This window comes from Streptomyces hydrogenans, assembly GCF_014656075.1.
GTDB classification, from domain to species: domain Bacteria; phylum Actinomycetota; class Actinomycetes; order Streptomycetales; family Streptomycetaceae; genus Streptomyces; species Streptomyces hydrogenans.
Window position 1 is genome coordinate 19,330 of the sequence record NZ_BNBS01000084.1, and the last position, 15,746, is coordinate 35,075.

13 protein-coding genes are annotated in these 15,746 nt (G+C 73.8%); 7 read left to right on the forward strand and 6 right to left on the reverse strand.

The features are described 5' to 3' along the window. Nucleotides 1–96 precede the first annotated feature (96 nt). Nucleotides 97–1,857, forward strand: a complete 1,761-nt coding sequence (locus IE321_RS28635; RefSeq protein WP_190225059.1) for a phosphatidylglycerol lysyltransferase domain-containing protein — start codon at nt 97–99, stop codon at nt 1,855–1,857. After that, nucleotides 1,854–2,564: a hypothetical protein gene (locus tag IE321_RS28640; RefSeq protein WP_190225060.1), complete on the forward strand. Its 711-nt coding sequence runs from the start codon at nt 1,854–1,856 to the stop codon at nt 2,562–2,564. Before IE321_RS28635 ends, IE321_RS28640 begins: the two co-directional genes overlap by 4 nt. Here IE321_RS28640 and IE321_RS28645 read toward each other — a convergent pair. Then, nucleotides 2,504–3,268: a hypothetical protein gene (locus tag IE321_RS28645; protein WP_190225061.1), complete on the reverse strand. Its 765-nt coding sequence runs from the start codon at nt 3,266–3,268 to the stop codon at nt 2,504–2,506. The two genes, IE321_RS28640 and IE321_RS28645, sit on opposite strands and share 61 nt — an antisense overlap. 77 nt (nt 3,269–3,345) lie before the next feature. Between IE321_RS28645 and cobS the strand changes: the two genes are divergently transcribed. After that, entirely contained in the window at nt 3,346–4,110 is a 765-nt protein-coding gene (gene cobS, locus IE321_RS28650; protein ID WP_043222915.1) for an adenosylcobinamide-GDP ribazoletransferase, read from the forward strand. Nucleotides 4,111–4,177: 67 nt separating this feature from the next. Then, entirely contained in the window at nt 4,178–5,347 is a 1,170-nt protein-coding gene (locus IE321_RS28655; protein ID WP_190225062.1) for a hypothetical protein, read from the forward strand. A 32-nt stretch (nt 5,348–5,379) separates the two neighbouring features. Here the strand turns inward: IE321_RS28655 and IE321_RS28660 are convergent, their stop codons facing one another. From IE321_RS28660 to IE321_RS28680, 5 genes are read right to left on the reverse strand one after another with little or no spacing between them, the layout of a single operon-like run. Beyond that, entirely contained in the window at nt 5,380–6,168 is a 789-nt protein-coding gene (locus IE321_RS28660) for an endo alpha-1,4 polygalactosaminidase (protein WP_043222913.1), read from the reverse strand. Continuing rightward, nucleotides 6,165–6,785 (reverse strand): spherulation-specific family 4 protein, encoded by a 621-nt coding sequence (locus tag IE321_RS28665; RefSeq protein WP_190225063.1) that lies wholly within the window; start codon nt 6,783–6,785, stop codon nt 6,165–6,167. Before IE321_RS28665 ends, IE321_RS28660 begins: the two co-directional genes overlap by 4 nt. Before the next feature lie 12 nt (nt 6,786–6,797). Next, nucleotides 6,798–8,225: a hypothetical protein gene (locus IE321_RS28670; protein WP_190225064.1), complete on the reverse strand. Its 1,428-nt coding sequence runs from the start codon at nt 8,223–8,225 to the stop codon at nt 6,798–6,800. After that, on the reverse strand, nt 8,222–9,760 hold the full coding sequence (gene pelF / locus IE321_RS28675; RefSeq protein ID WP_190225065.1) for a GT4 family glycosyltransferase PelF: 1,539 nt from the start codon (nt 9,758–9,760) through the stop codon (nt 8,222–8,224). Before pelF ends, IE321_RS28670 begins: the two co-directional genes overlap by 4 nt. A 26-nt stretch (nt 9,761–9,786) precedes the next feature. Beyond that, the gene (locus IE321_RS28680; protein ID WP_190225066.1) at nt 9,787–11,883 is read right to left on the reverse strand and encodes a hypothetical protein; all 2,097 of its coding nucleotides are present in this window, start codon (nt 11,881–11,883) and stop codon (nt 9,787–9,789) included. Nucleotides 11,884–12,176: 293 nt separating this feature from the next. On the opposite strand from IE321_RS28680, the gene IE321_RS28685 reads away from it, so the two are divergent. From IE321_RS28685 to IE321_RS28695, 3 genes are all read left to right on the forward strand, one after another. Continuing rightward, nucleotides 12,177–13,685: a leucyl aminopeptidase gene (locus tag IE321_RS28685; RefSeq protein WP_043222901.1), complete on the forward strand. Its 1,509-nt coding sequence runs from the start codon at nt 12,177–12,179 to the stop codon at nt 13,683–13,685. Nucleotides 13,686–13,994: 309 nt separating this feature from the next. Continuing rightward, nucleotides 13,995–15,383, forward strand: a complete 1,389-nt coding sequence (lpdA, locus tag IE321_RS28690) for a dihydrolipoyl dehydrogenase (protein WP_190225067.1) — start codon at nt 13,995–13,997, stop codon at nt 15,381–15,383. 63 nt (nt 15,384–15,446) lie between these two features. Further along, a partial coding sequence (locus tag IE321_RS28695; protein WP_308439716.1) for a biotin/lipoyl-containing protein occupies nt 15,447–15,746 on the forward strand: 300 nt, incomplete at its 3' end.

A 15,746-nucleotide genomic window follows, 5' to 3' on the forward strand; every position in this document is an offset into this window, starting at 1 on the left:
CGGATCGGTGAGGCCCGGAGGCGGCCGCCCGCGACGCGCGGGCGGTCGCCTCCGGCGTCGCCGCATGACAAGCGGTGCCCCATATGATCGCTTTTCATGGGAGAGGTCCGTTTGTCCGCCGAAGGAACGCCCCGGGGCACCGAACGCTCGCGGCGCAGTGCCGCGTTCGCCGTCTGGTACCTCCGCGTCGTCACGTTCATCAACTTCCTGAGTGCCGTCTGGGTCTCCTTCGGGCAGGACCTGCGGCGGCACAACGAGGACAACTACTTCACGCCGTACATGCTGACGGCGGGCTTCGCCTCCGGCGTCTTCACCCTCTTCCTGGCGATCACCATGCGCCGCCGCAAGCGGGCCGCCTGGATCCTCAACACCGTGCTCTGCGGGCTCTTCCTGCTGCTCTTCGCGCTGGTGATGCTCTTCCCCGAGGTCCGGCAGCACGCCCAGAACTGGATCTCGCTGGTGCTGACGGCGGCCTTCTTCGCCGCCCTGCTGCTCGGCCGCAGGGAGTTCTACGCGAAGGGCGACCGCTCCAACCCGCGGCTCGCCGCGCTCGTCGCCGTCGGCGGTCTGCTGGTCACCTCGCTGCTCGCCGCCCTCCTGGTGACCGTCACCAACACGGCCGCCGGGCACGCCACCTTCCTGGAGCGCTGGCGGTACGGCGTGATGCGGCTCGTCACCCTGGCCACCGACGACTCGCGCTTCCCCACCATCACCACCCCGGGCTGGGTCGACGTGGTCATCAACGTGATGTCCACGCTGCTGCTGTTCGCGGTCCTCTTCGCCGCCTTCCGCTCCCGCCGGGCGGTCGACCCGCTGACCGAGGAGGACGAGCGGCGGCTGCGGGCGCTGCTCGACAAGCAGGGCGACCGGGACTCGCTCGGCTACTTCGCGCTGCGCCGCGAGAAGAGCGTGGTCTGGTCGCCGAGCGAGAAGGCCGCCATCGCCTACCGGGTGGTCGGCGGGGTCTCGCTGGCCTCCGGCGACCCGATCGGCGACCCCGAGGCGTGGCCGGGGGCGATCGAACCGTGGCTCGCCGAGGCGCGGGAGCACGGCTGGATCCCGGCGGTCATGGGGGCGAGCGAGGAGGCCGGGACGGTCTACGCCCGGCACGGCCTGGACGCCCTGGAGCTGGGCGACGAGGCCATCGTGGAGACCGACGAGTTCACCCTGGACGGGCGGGCGATGCGGACCGTCCGACAGGCGTACAACCGGGTCAAGCGGGCCGGGTACGAGGTCAGGATCCGGCGGCACGAGGACATTCCGGCCGAGGAGATGGCCGAGCTGCTGCGGAAGGCGGACGACTGGCGGGACGGGGCCACCGAGCGGGGGTTCTCGATGGCGCTCGGCCGGCTCGGGGACCCGCGCGACGGACGCTGCGTGATGCTGGAGTGCACCGACGGCGAGGGCGAGCTGCGGGCGCTGCTCTCCTTCGTGCCGTGGGGGCCGAAGGGGCTCTCGCTGGACCTGATGCGCCGGGACCGCGACGCCGAGAACGGCCTGATGGAGTTCATGGTGATCGAGCTCCTCCAGCGGGCCGGGGAGATCGGGATCACGCAGGTCTCACTGAACTTCGCGATGTTCCGCTCCGTCTTCGAACGTGGCTCGAAGCTCGGCGCAGGACCGGTGCTGAGGATGTGGCGCTCGCTGCTCAGCTTCTTCTCCCGCTGGTGGCAGATCGAGTCGCTGTACCGCGCCAACGCCAAGTACCGACCGATCTGGGAGCCCCGCTTCATGCTCTTCGAGAAGAGCGCCGACCTGCTGCGCATCGGCCTCGCCGCCGGACGGGCCGAGGGCTTCCTGGAGGCTCCCGGGCTGCCGAAGTGGCTGCACCGCAAGCACCTGGCGGGCGGGCGTTGACCTCCCCGGTACGGCGGTTCGCCCGGCGCGAGTGGGGGCCGCTGTCCGCCACCCTGCGACGGGAGCTGACGGCCCGCCGCCTGCGCGCGGTGCCGCTGACGCTGACGGCCGTCTGCCTCACCGCCGCCTTCCAGTTCGTCCAGAACCAGGACTGGGGGTACGGGCCGGTGCAGGCGATCGGCGCCGTGCGGGCCGAGGACCCGCTCTGGCTCGCCCTGCTGCGCACCCCGCTCTCGCTCTTCGTCCCGGCGCTCGACCTGCCCGTCTGGGGCGCGCTCGCCCAGGTCCTGCTGGTCTTCGGCATCGCGGAGCTGTGCCTCGGGCGGTGGCCGACGCTGGGGATCGCGTATCTGGCGACGCTGTGCGGGACGCTGTACGCGCGCGTGGGCATCGCGCTCGGCCCCGGCACCCCCTTCGGGCTGCTGGCCTCCGACGCGCAGGTGGTCGACACCGGCCCCTCGGCGGCGGTGGTCGGCCTGGCCGTCTACGTGTGCTGGCGGCAGCGGGCGTACGGGACGGGCGCGGCGGTCGTGGTGGCCATGGTGATCGAGGTGGTCGTCAAGCCGAACCTGGCCGGCAAGGAGCACCTGGCGGCCATCGCGGGCGTCCTCGCGCTGATCGCCGTCCGGTCCTGGCGGGGACGGGGTCAGGACGTGCCGGAGCCCCGGCCCGGGACCCGCTCCTGGAAGCCGCCGATCAGGTCCTGAACCCTCCGCCGCACCCGCGTCCACCGCTTGTCGTGCCGGTAGGCGCGGACCGTGCCCCGGGCCCGGGCGCGGTGCCGGCGTCCGTAGAGGTGCCGCCACCACCAGGAGCCGGGGCGGGCCAGCCGGACGGCGCCGAAGAGCGCGACGAAGGGCACGAAGACCCCGATCAGCGCCATCCGCAGCTTGCCCTTGACCAGGGCGACCAGGATGAGGACGAAGTTCAGGACCAGGGTGAGGATGAAGCTCACCCGGTCCTGGCGCTCCTCCGCCGTGACGTCGTCGACGCCGAGCGGGGAGAAGCCGCTGAGCGGCAGCAGCATCAGGGCGGCGGTGAGGACGACGACCTCGACGCTCTGCCGGCCCTCCTCCGACCAGTACACGTCGTCCAGATGGAGGATGAGCGCGAACTCGTCGAGGACCAGCCCGGCGCCGATGCCGAAGACGACGGCGAAGGCCGCCGCGCCGAAGCCGTGCCGGCCGCTGGCGACGGCGCCGAAACCGCCGAGCACGGTGAGGACCACACCGGGCACGACGTGATGGATGTGCAGCCCGCCCGAGGAGACGTTCCTGAACGGGCCCTTCCCCGCCCGGATCAGCCGGGTGACCGTGCGGGTGACCAGGAAGGTCACGACGAAGGAGGTCAGCGCCAGGAGCATCGGTAGTTTGCCCGGCTCGACGATGTTGCGGGAGAACCAGTGACCCATGCCACCCCGTTCCGCTATGCCCGTTACGTACCCGAGTGCGCAATCTACCGTCCGCGTCCGACGATTACCCTGCCCGGATGGACGGCCTGCGTTTCGCCTTCGGGACCCTCACCGTGTTCCCCGCCCGCATCACCCGCTGGGACCGGGACGCGGCGCGCGCCGGCATGGTCTGCGCCCCGCTCGCCGGGCTCGTCGTGGGCCTCGCCTCCGCCGCCGCCGGCGGGGTGCTGCTCCCGCTCGGCGCCGGGCCGCTGATCGCCGCCGTCGTCACCGTCGCCGTGCCCGCCGTGCTCACCCGGGGCCTCCACCTCGACGGCCTCGCCGACACCGCCGACGGCCTCGGCAGCGCCAAGCCCGCCGAGGACGCGCTGCGCATCATGAAGCAGTCCGACATCGGGCCGTTCGGCGTCATCACCCTCGTCCTCGCCCTGCTCGCGCAGGTCGCCGCCGTCTACGAGCTGTACGGGGAGGGCTGGGCGCACGGCGCGATCGCCGTCGTGCTGGCCGGCACGGTCGCCCGGCTCGCCCTCACCCACGCCTCCCGGCACGGCGTCCCCGCCGCCCGGCCCGAGGGCCTCGGCGCGATCGTCGCGGAGACGGTGCCGGTGCGGTCCGCGACCCTGTGCACCGCCGCCGTCCTCCTCCTCGCCGCCGGCACCGGCCTGCTCCTCTCCCCGTACGACGCCGTCCACGCCGTCCTCGCCGTCGGCGCCGGCCTCGCCGCCGCGGCCCTCCTCCTGCGCCGCTGCGTCCGCCGCTTCGGGGGCGTCACCGGGGACGTCTTCGGGGCGGTGGAGGAGACGGCGGCGACGGCGACGCTGGTGGCGCTGACCCTGGGCTGAGCCGACGGTGATCGTTTCGTGACCGCGCGGCGGACAACCCCCCGCCGCCCCCGGCGGTCATGGGGACATGACCCGTCGCACCGCCCGTCTCGCCACCGCGCTGACCGCCGCCGCGCTGCTCCTGACCGCCTGCACCGGCTCCGGCGGGGCCGAGCCCGCCGCCCACCCCGTCTTCTCCGCGCCGCCGGCCCGCCAGGTGCTCCTCGCCCTCCGGCACACCCAGGAGACCGGCGGCGCCGCCCTCCGGCAGACCGTCACCTTCACCGCGGGCAGGACCACGGCCGTCCGGACCGTCAGCGGCCGGGTGGACTTCGCCGGGGCGCGCGGCGAGGCGTCCGGCGGCTGGCGGATCGCCCCCGGTTTCCCGGAGGAGGCCCGGGACGTCCTCCTCGGCAACCTGGTCGCCCTGAGGACCGGCGCCACGTCGGAGCGGTACGCCGTCGACAGCCGCGCCGTCCACTACCGGGCCGGGTCCGCCGCCTACTGGCTGCGCTACGAGGGCGACATCGAACCCCTCCCGGGCCTCGACGCGGTCCGCGTGCTGCGCGGCACCGAGAGCGCCGTCGGCGGCACGCTCCTGGAGGTGCTGAGCGGCGTACGGCCGCAGGCCGGAGGCGGGACCCGCCCGGACGGCGGCCGGACCTACCGGGCGGACTTCCCGCTCGCCAGGGCCGTGGACCTCTTCCCGATGGACGTGCGCGAGGAGCTGGTGGCGGCACCGCTCCACGCCTCCTCCCCCGGCGCGCCCGTCCCGGTGACCGTCGAGGTCGACGCCGAGGGGAGGATCACCCGGGCCCGGGCCGACCTCGCCGCCGTGCTCCCGACCGAGGAGGACAGTGCGCTCGCGGGGGTGACCGGGCTCCGGGTCGACCTGTCCCTGAGCGCCTTCGGTCCGCCGGAGCCCGCCGTCGCCGCCACCCCGGACGGCCGGGTCCTGGACGCCGGCCGGGCCGTCGTCCCGATGTACGAGGCGGCGACCGGGGACTGCGTGGACCTCGACACCGGGATGCGGCACCGTCGGCTGGTCACCCGCGTGTCCTGCGACGGCCCCCACGACGTCAGGATCACCGGTCAGCACACGCTGGACACCGCCTACCCGGGGCCGGGCGCGGCCCTGGACCTCGCCGAGGAGGCGTGCGCCGGCGAGGAGGAGCCCGGGGGCCGGCTCGCCTGGTCGGGCCAGAGGGAGTGGCGGGACCTGCGGGAGGGCCGGGTCACCTGCTACCGGCTCTCCTAGGGCCCGATCCGACGGGAAGGGTCAGACAGGCCCTAGCAGGTCCGGCGCCAGGCTCCGAGGTCGTAGTGCTTCTGGAGGGAGCTGAGGTTCAGCTCCCGGGAGGTCGCGCAGAACTGGCGGGGGGTCCGTTCGTACTCGGCGTGGAAGACGGGCTTGTCCGCGGCGGTGAAGGGGGCCAGGCGGTGGCACTCCTCGTACTCGGCGCACTGCTCGTTGACGGCGAAGTCGAAGTCGGGGAGGAGCTGGGGGATCTGGTCCAGGTCGTTCTTGAGGCCGACGGCGAGGCCGCGTTCGTGGGCGAGGCGGGCGATCAGACGGTTGTAGCGCAGCTGGTCGGCGGCGGTCAGGGGGAAGCCGGTGCGGTTGCGGTAGCCGTCCATGTTGTCGGGCTCCACCGCGTCGAAGCCCTTGGCCCGGCACATGTCGATCCGCTCGGCCATGAGGGGTTCGAGGACGTCGGTGCGGCGGATGTCGAGCCAGCGCTCGCCGTCCCAGCCGTTCCCCTTGCCGAGGACGGACTTCGGGAAGCGGCCGGCGTCGGGGCGGAAGTCCTCCCAGGCGCCGGTGGAGAGGTAGCAGATCACCTTCCGGCCGCGGCGGTGCAGGTCGGCGACGGTCGCGGCGGAGTGGTCGAAGCCGTCGATGTCGTAGACCGGGACGTCGACGGTCGGGTCCAGCCGGCCGCTGAGCTGCCACTGCCAGGCCAGGCCGGCCCGGGGGCGCCAGCGCTCGTCCGCCGGCTTGGGGTCGGGGGCGGAGCCCGTGGTGCAGGCCGTGGCGAGCAGGAGCAGGGCCGCGAGGAGCGGGAGGAGGCGCCTCATCGGACGCACTCCGGGACGTCGTGGGGCAGGGTGCCCCAGGGGTGGGCGCCCGTGCCCGGGACCGCGCAGTGGACCTCGGTGGCGGGGCGGAAGCCGGGCGGGGCCGCGTAGACCAGGTGGCAGTGGTGGGGGGCGGCCGGCGGGTCGAGGGTGCGGTAGGTGTCCCAGGGGCCCTCGAAGGTGACCAGCAGGTCGGCCAGTTCGGCGTACCCCTCGTCGGGCGGGGCGCCGTGGTTGAGGACGAGGGTCGCGGCGCCGGCCGCCCGGGCGGCGACGGCGAGCCGCCGGTAGTGCGGCAGCGCGTCGGGCGCGGTGGCGACCTGGTCGAGGAAGGCCCCGTCGGCGCCGTACCAGTCGCGGTGCCGGAGCAGGTCGGCGACGACCTCGGCGTGCGGGCGGCGGCCGTAGGCGGTGTCGGCGTAGCCGAGGACCCGCACCCCGGCGGCGCGCAGCCGGCCGGCGGCCTCGGCGAAGGCCGGGTCGGGGGCCTCGCCGGCGCCGTTCGCCGGGTTGAGGACGACGCCGTGGAGCGTCGGCGCGGCCGCGACCAGGGCCGCCCAGCCCTCCGGGCGGTCGGTGGGGTGCTCGTAGAAGGGCACCAGGAGGTGTCGATGCATGCGCCGGGCTTCCTAGGGACGGTGGGCTGTCGGTCGTACCAGCAGAACACGGCTGAGGACGGCCAGCACGGCCGCCGCTCCCCCGGCGGCGAGCGGGCCCGCGGCCGGTTCGAGGGTCTGCGCGGCGGCCGCCAGCAGGCAGACCGCGGCCGCGGTGGTGACGGCGCCGAACGCCTGGAGGAGCAGCCCCAGCCAGAGCACGGTGCCGATGAGCAGGAGGACCGGCAGCCGGTCCGGGGTGGGCCAGGGGGTGCCGGGCCACAGCAGGGCCGCGCCGAGGGTGAGCGCGAGCAGCACGGTGAGGTAGCCGCCGAGGCAGAGGACGAGGGTGCCGGTGACGGCGCGGCGGAACTCGCGGGCGGTGGTGAGGGTCCGCAGCCGGGTGAGGCCGGCGCCCCGGAAGCGGTGCAGGAGCCATTCGGCGGGCCCCATGGAGAGGGTGAGCGCGATGACCGCGCCGGTGCCGGTGGCGAGCGTGTCGCCGAGCCCGGCGTGGAGCACGAGCACGCCGCTGCCGAGGCCGAAGAGGCCGTACGGGACGGAGGCCGCGAGCGGCGGTCCGCCCCGGCCGGCGGCACCGCGGGCGAGGCCGGGGCGCAGCGCGCGGGCGGCGACGAAGCAGGCGGCGGTGAGCGAGAGGGCGGGCAGGGCGGCGCGCAGCGGGCCGGGCAGGGCCCAGCGGAGGGCGCCGGCGGCCGCGGCGAGCGGCAGCAGGGTGGCGAGCAGGGCCCGTTCGCGGCCGAGGACGAGGAGGACGGTCGCGGCGGCGAGGTAGAGGGCGCCTCCGGCGGCGAGGACGGCGGCGGGGAGCTCGCCGTCGGGGGCGGCGGCGAGGCCGACGGCGGTGCCGGCGAGCGCGCCGGCCGGCGCGCCGGTGAGCAGGGCGCGGGCGGCGGCGGCCCGGTCGCCGAGACCGAGCCAGGTGTAGGCGCGGTGGGAGAGGGCCTGGTTCCAGACCCAGCCGGTGACGGCCCCGGCGAGCAGCGGCACGGTGCCGGCGGGGAGTCCGTACCGCCCCTGGGGGCCGGCGAGCAGCGGGCCGGCGAGGACGTACGCGAGGCCGGGCAGGGCGAAGACGAGGCCCCGGACCAGACAGCCGCCGAGCCCTTCGGACCAGGCCGGGCCGTCGGCCGTCTCGGGGGGCGGTGCGGGGTGGCACCGCTCCACGCGCGCGTACAGGTCCTCGGCGAGGGCGAAGGAATCGTTCCTTCCGTAGGTGAGGCGGATGTGGTCGTCGGTCATGCCGTCGGATTCGAGGAGCGCGGCTATCTCGTCCGGGTGGACGGCGGCGGCGACGAACGCGTCGAGCCGGGCGGCGAGTTCGTCGAGGGGGTCGACGGCGGTGCCGGGGGCGGCGGACGGCGGCGGTGCCGGGGGCCGGGGCACGGCCGGCAGCGGCGCGGTCGTGGTCGGGGGCTTCAGCCAGAGGGAGCCGCTCATGCCGGGGTGCCTTCGGGGACTCGGGGCGCGCCGCGCCGCGGGGAGGGGATGCTGACCCGCAGCGGGACCGGGGCGGGCGCCGGAAGGGGGGTGCGGGGGGCGGCGAGTTCGCGGTAGATGCGGCGGAAGCCGTCGACCGAGCGGTGCAGGGTGAACTCGTCGATGACCCGCTGCCGGGCCTGCCGGCCGAGGGCGGCGCGGCGGGCGTCGTCGCGCAGCAGGGCGGAGACGGCGGCGGCCATGACGGCCGGTTCGCGGGGCGGGACGACGACGCCGGCGTCGCCGACCGCCTCGCGGACCCCTCCGACGTCGGTGGAGACGGTGGCCCGGCCGCAGGACATGGCCTCGATGAGGGAGAAGGGGAAGCCCTCGCTGATGGAGGAGAGCATCACCACGCTGCCGGCGGCGTAGGCGGAGGGCACGTCGGAGACCCGGCCCTCGAAGGAGACGCCGTCGGCGACGCCGAGTTCGGCGGCCAGCTTCTCCAGGAGGGTGCGGTAGTCCTCGTTCCCGGCGGGGACGGGGCCGAAGAGGCGGAGCCTCAGTTCGGGGAGTTCGGCGCGGGAGATCGCGTACGCCCGGATCAGGGTCTCCAGGTCCTTGATCGGGTCGACCCGGCCGCACCAGCTCAGCGTCGGGGTCTCCGGTTCCGGGCCGGCCTCGGGGAAGAGGGCGGGGTCGACGCCGTTGTAGACGGTGCGGATGCGGTCGGCGGGGGCGCCGCCGCGCTCCTCCCAGCGCCGGTTGTACTGGTTGCAGGGGGTGATGAGGTCCGCCTGCCGGTAGCCGAGGGAGTTGAGCTCGCGGTAGAAGCCGAGCATGAGGGCCTTGACGGGCCAGCGCTGGGTCTCGGTGCGGTAGCCGAGGTAGCGCTCGCGGAGGTAGATGCCGTGTTCGGTGAGCAGGAAGGGCACCCCTTCGAAGTGCTGCGCGGCGAGCGCGGGCAGGGTGGCGAGGCCGCTGGAGACGGCGTGCGCCACGCTGCCGTCGGCTATCCGGGCGCCGAGCGGCCGCAGGGCGTGTTCGAGCAGGTCGGTGGCGGTCAGGGCGTCGTGGACGGTGGGCCCGGCCGCACGCGTCGGCAGGTGCGGCATGGTCCAGATCCACATGAGGGAGCGGAGGGCCGCCTCCGAGCGCAGGGCCGGGGTGAGCCGGCCCTCGCGGGCGAGGGCGGCCAGTTCGTAGAGGCCGCCGGCGAGGTCGTGGCCGGCGTCCGGGTCGAGCAGGGCGAGCAGGAAGTGCTCGTAGGCGGCGAGGAAGCGGCGGCGTTCGCGCCCCCGCGGGGGCCGGCGCGTCCGGGTGGGCGCGGCCGGTCCCCGCGGGTGGCCCCAGAGGGGGAACGCGGTGTGCCGGGCGATGTTGGGCGGCAGTTCCCAGGTGACGGGTTCGCGGCCGCTGCCGGTGAGGGCGAGGATCTCGAAGGTGACCTCGGGCATGCCCCGGACGAGCTGGTCGCACCAGGTGCTGACGCCGCCGTGGACGTGCGGGTAGGTGCCCTCGGTGAGCATGGTGACGTGACGGCCACTGCTCGGCATGTGCGTGTCCCCCCAGAACGTGCTGGTCAGGCGGTCGGGAGCTGGAGTGTGACGGCGGTCTGGAGCAGTTCGGGCGCGGTCCAGGCGGAGCGGCTTCCGGCGTAGGCGGTGCCGAAGGCGGTGGTGCCGAGGAGGAGTTGCTTGCGGGTGCCCTCGGGGGCGGTGACGGGGACCTGGACTCCGGAGGGCGCCTTGACGGTGACCGTGTTGCCGACGCGGTAGGCGGTGACCTTGCCGGCGGCGAGGGCGGCGTCCCAGGCGTCGCGGCGGGTCAGCTCGGTGCCGACGTCCTTCTGACGGGGGTTCACGATCGGGGTGTTGGCGGCGAAGAGGGTCCGGTAGTCGCCGAGGACCTTGTCGAGGACGGGGTAGAGGAGGCGCTCCTCGGCCAGGTTCGACTGGTGGACGTAGTGCGGCCGGGGGTCGTTGGCGATGACGTGGCCGAGGGCGGTGCGGGCCTCCTGCGGGACGATGTACGCGGCGTAGCCGGTGGCCGTGTCGAGCGGGGCGGGCAGGCAGGTGGAGGCGGGGTTGTCCTCGCAGGCGCCGCTGCCGCCGTCGGCGCGGGAGGTGTAGATCCAGTTGTACTCGTCGGCCATCTCGGCGGCGGTGCCGACGTTGTAGTACACGTTCATCGGGTGCCGGGGCACGGTCCTCGCGGCGCCGACGGCCCGCTGGCGGGGTTCGCGGGAGTTGTCGCTCGCCGTCCACTTCACGCCGTTGTCGGCGAGGGCGCCGGCGAGGTTGGGGTTGTCGACCGGCTGCTGGGGCAGGGTCTTCAGGCCGGAGTGCTCGCCGGTGACGAGTTCGGAGCGGTCGACGGAGATGCCCTTGCCCTGAGCCCAGTTGACGTTGTCCCGGATCTGCGCGGAGAGCTCGGCGCGGCTGACCCAGAGGGTGCTGCCGGAGGTGTTGGTGGCGCACCGCCAGGGGACGGTGGTGTTGTCCTGGACGCAGCCGAGGAAGGGGTGGGTGTAGGTGTGGTTGATCCAGCGGTACTGGGCGCGGTCGGCGATCAGCCGGGCGGCGAGCGGGTCGGTGCCGCCGTGCTCGGTCTTCCACTGCTCGCCCTGGCCGCCGTTGTAGACCATGTCGAGGGTGAAGCCGGACGCCTTCTGCCAGGCGGCGGCGTAGGTGGCGTCGGCGGCGGTCATCCGGATGGGGTTCTCGGCCTCTCCGTCGCCGCCGACGCAGTCGAGGTCGCCGGGGGTGCAGTTCCGGACGGCGTCCCAGCGGGCGTCGGGGGCGAAGACGTCGTCGACGTGGACGGAGAGGTAGTTCCGGGACTGGCCGAGGTGGACGCCCTGGGTGAGCCATTCGACGATGCCGCGGGAGAGGGCGCGGAACTGCCGCTGGTACTGGTTGTAGGCGAAGGTGACGACCAGCTCGCGGCGTCCGTCGGCGGTGTACTCGCCGACCAGGCTGGCCCGGCCGCCGCCCGCCGCGCTGTCGACGGGGATGTCGACGTAGCTGGTGAAGCCGGCCCGGGGGCGGCCCGCGTAGCCGTAGCTCTCGGAGATCGCGGGGTCGTTGTCCTCGAAGGTCAGGCTGCCCGCGAGGTAGCCGAAGGGGCCGGCCTTCCCGGCCGGGGTGACGCCGGCGGTGGTGCCGTCGAGGACGCCGGACCAGCCCCCGTCGGTGGTGTAGTCGAGGCCGACGCCGGGGTGGGACCAGGTGTAGGCGTCGACCTGCGGGATGCCGAAGGCGCGCTCGTACGTCTGGAGGGCGGTGTGCTCGGCGGAGTCGGGGCCGAAGGCGGTCTCGTGGGGCAGGACGACGCCCTGGTACTTGGCGCGGGGCCGGCCGTCGACCGTGTCGCTGAGGAAGGCCGGGGTGAGGACGGGCCGGGCCGGGTCGTTCAGGTCGAGGGTGCGGTACGGGACGCCGGAGCCCTTCAGCTCGGCGGTGATGGCCTCGATCGCGCTGCCGCCGTCGTCGACGACCAGGACGGTGAGGTCGATCCGGGGGGCGGGGGCGGTCGCGGCCTGCGCGGACGGGACCACGGTGGCGAGGAGCGCGGCGGCGGCGAGCGCGCCCGCGGTGCGGCCCGCGCGGCGCGGTACCCCCTCGTTTCCGGACTTCCTCGGCGCGGTCGCGGGCGTGCGGGATCTGTTCGCGTGCATGGTGTGGTGTCCCCCCTCGGCAGGTGCCCCGGCGCGGGGGGACCTGTGGAGATGAAGCGAAGGCGTGAGTGCCGCGCTTGAGTGAATGAGGCGAGTGTGGCGCCGGAGCGGAAGCCGGAAGGACAAACATGAAAGAGACACCTCGGATGAGTGAATCGAAGCCGCGGTGAGCGAACCGGGCGAGCGAGCGTAGGCTCGTTCTCGGCGCTCATCGGGCCGAAATACGATGCGGCGGGCTCGGTCGGCCCATCCCTCGACCGCCACAGAACTCAATGGAAGCGAGTTTCACCACCGTGACTGCTCTCACTCTCAGCACTGCCGGAGCGGCGACGCTGCGTGCCGACGCCCTCGTCGTCGGCGTCGCGAAGGCCGGGAAGGCGCTCGTCGTCGCCCCGGGCGCGGAGGCTGTCGACAAGGCGTTCGACGGGCGGCTCGCCGCCGTCCTGGAGACCCTGGGTGCCTCGGGTGGAGAGGGTGAGGCGACCAAGCTCCCCGCGCCCGCCGGCCTGAAGGCCCCCGTCGTCCTCGCCGTCGGCCTCGGCTCCGCCCCCGAGGACGGCGAGTCGTACGACTCCGAGACCCTGCGCCGCGCCGCCGGCACCGCCGCCCGCGTCCTGTTCGGCTCGAAGAAGGCCGCGTTCGCGCTGCCGGTCGCCTCGGCCGAGGACGCCGGCGCGATCGCCGAGGGCGCGCTGCTGGGCGCCTACTCCTTCGACGCCTACCAGGAGTCCGGCAAGGACGCGAAGAAGCCGCTGGCCGAGGTGGCGCTGCTCGGCGCCAAGCCGCGCGACAAGGCCCACAAGGCCGCCGCGGACCGCGCCCTGGCCGTGGCCGAGGAGATCAACCGCGCCCGCGACCTCATCAACACCCCGCCGAACGACCTGACCCCCGCCGCCTTCGCCGTCGCCGCCCAGGCCGCCGGCAAGGAGCACGGCCTCAAGGTCCAGGTCCTCGACGAGAAGGCGCTCGCCAAGGGCGGCTACGGCGGCATCCTCGGCGTCGGCGCCGGCTCGGAGAACCCGCCGCGCCTGGTCCGCATCGCCTACACCCACCCGAAGGCGGAGAAGACCCTCGCCCTGATCGGCAAGGGCATCACCTACGACTCGGGCGGCATCTCCCTCAAGCCGGCCGGCCACAACGAGACGATGAAGTGCGACATGAGCGGCGCCGCCGCCGTGTTCTCCACCGTCGTCGTCGCGGCCCGCCTCGGCCTGGAGGTCAACGTCACGGCGTGGCTCGCCCTCGCCGAGAACATGCCGTCGGGCTCCGCCACCCGCCCGGGTGACGTGCTGCGCATGTACAGCGGCAAGACCGTCGAGGTCCTCAACACCGACGCCGAGGGCCGGCTCGTCCTCGCGGACGCGATCACCAGGGCGTCCGAGGAGCACCCGGACGCGATCGTCGACGTGGCGACCCTGACCGGCGCCATGGTCCTCGCGCTCGGCGACCGCACCTTCGGCATCATGGCCAACGACGACGACTACCGGACCGCGATCCACGACATCGCGGGCGAGGTCGGCGAGCAGTCCTGGCCGATGCCGCTCCCGGCGGACCTGCGCAAGACCATGGACTCCCCCACCGCCGACATGGCGAACATGGGCGTCCGGATGGGCGGCGGCCTGATCGCCGGCCTCTTCCTCCAGGAGTTCGTGGGCGAGGGCATCACCTGGGCCCACCTGGACATCGCGGGCCCGGCCTTCCACGAGGGCGCCCCGTACGGCTACACCCCCAAGGGCGGCACCGGCTCCTCGGTCCGCACCCTGGTCCGGCTCGCCGAGCTGACGGCGGCCGGCGAGCTCTGAGCACGCCGGTGACGGCAGGGGCCCCGGGCGTCGCGCCCGGGGCCCCTCCGCGTGTGCGCGCCGTCACCCCCCGGGGGTGTTCGCCGTCGACGAAATCCGTAGCTTCGTACGCCCTGGTGGGTGGCCGGACGGAGGATCGCCCGGTCTCATCCACCGGCCCCGCGTCCCGCCATCCGTCAACAAGTGCGAAGATGGGTTCTCGGCAGGACAGGGCCCCCACCACAGGGCCGACATAATGCGGCCGGACACCGGAGCCGCCGCCTGGTCATCGACGACCGGCGACGAGCGCACATGCATGGAGGACGTGACGTGGCGAACGACGCCAGCACCGTTTTCGACCTAGTGATCCTCGGCGGCGGTAGCGGCGGTTACGCCGCGGCGCTGCGCGGAGCGCAGCTGGGCCTGGACGTCGCACTGATCGAGAAGAACAAGCTCGGCGGCACCTGCCTGCACAACGGCTGCATCCCGACGAAGGCCCTGCTCCACGCCGGCGAGGTCGCCGACCAGGCGCGCGAGGCGGAGCAGTTCGGTGTCAAGGCCTCCTTCGAGGGCATCGACATCAAGGGCGTGCACAAGTACAAGGACGACGTGATCTCGGGCCTCTACAAGGGTCTGCAGGGTCTCGTCGCCTCCCGCAAGGTCACCTACATCGAGGGCACCGGCCGTCTGTCCTCCCCGACCTCCGTCGACGTCGACGGTCGCCGGGTCGAGGGCCGCCACGTCCTGCTCGCCACCGGTTCCGTGCCGAAGTCCCTGCCGGGCCTGGAGATCGACGGCAACCGGATCATCACCTCGGACCACGCCCTCACCCTGGACCGTGTGCCGGAGTCCGCCATCATCCTCGGCGGCGGTGTGATCGGCGTCGAGTTCGCCTCCGCGTGGAAGTCCTTCGGCACCGACGTCACGGTGATCGAGGGCATGAAGCACCTCGTCCCGGTCGAGGACGAGAACAGCTCGAAGCTCCTGGAGCGCGCCTTCCGCAAGCGGGGCATCAAGTTCAACCTCGGCACCTTCTTCCAGGGCGCCGAGTACACCGAGAACGGCGTGAAGGTCACCCTCGCCGACGGCAAGGCCTTCGAGGCCGAGGTGCTGCTCGTCGCCATCGGCCGCGGCCCGGTCTCGGCCGGCCTCGGCTACGAGGAGCAGGGCGTCGCGATGGACCGCGGCTACGTCCTGGTCGACGAGTACATGCGCACCAACGTGCCCACGATCTCCGCCGTCGGCGACCTGGTCCCGACGCTCCAGCTCGCGCACGTCGGCTTCGCCGAGGGCATCCTGGTGGCGGAGCGGATCGCCGGTCTCAAGGCCGTCCCGATCGACTACGACGGCGTGCCGCGGGTGACGTACTGCCACCCCGAGGTCGCCTCCGTCGGCATCACCGAGGCCAAGGCCAAGGAGATCTACGGCGCGGACAAGGTCGTCGCCCTCAAGTACAACCTCGCGGGCAACGGCAAGAGCAAGATCCTCAAGACCGCGGGCGAGATCAAGCTCGTCCAGGTCAAGGACGGTGCCGTGGTCGGCGTCCACATGGTCGGTGACCGCATGGGCGAGCAGGTCGGCGAAGCGCAGCTGATCTACAACTGGGAGGCGCTGCCGGCCGAGGTCGCGCAGCTCATCCACGCCCACCCGACGCAGAACGAGGCGCTCGGCGAGGCCCACCTGGCCCTGGCCGGCAAGCCTCTGCACTCCCACGACTGACGCTCACGTCACTCACAGGGCGCGACGACCAACTTCCGCAATTCGTTAGGAGCAACTGAAACCATGTCGGTTTCCGTAACCCTGCCGGCGCTCGGCGAGAGCGTCACCGAGGGCACCGTCACCCGCTGGCTCAAGGCCGAGGGTGAGCGCGTCGAGGCGGACGAGCCGCTGCTCGAGGTCTCGACCGACAAGGTCGACACCGAGATCCCCGCCCCCGCCTCCGGCATCCTCGCCTCCATCAAGGTGGCCGAGGACGAGACCGTCGAGGTCGGCGCCGAGCTCGCCATCATCGACGACGGCTCCGGCGCGCCGGCCGCCGCCCCGGCGCCCGCCGCCGAGGCCGCTCCGGCCCCGGCCGCCGAG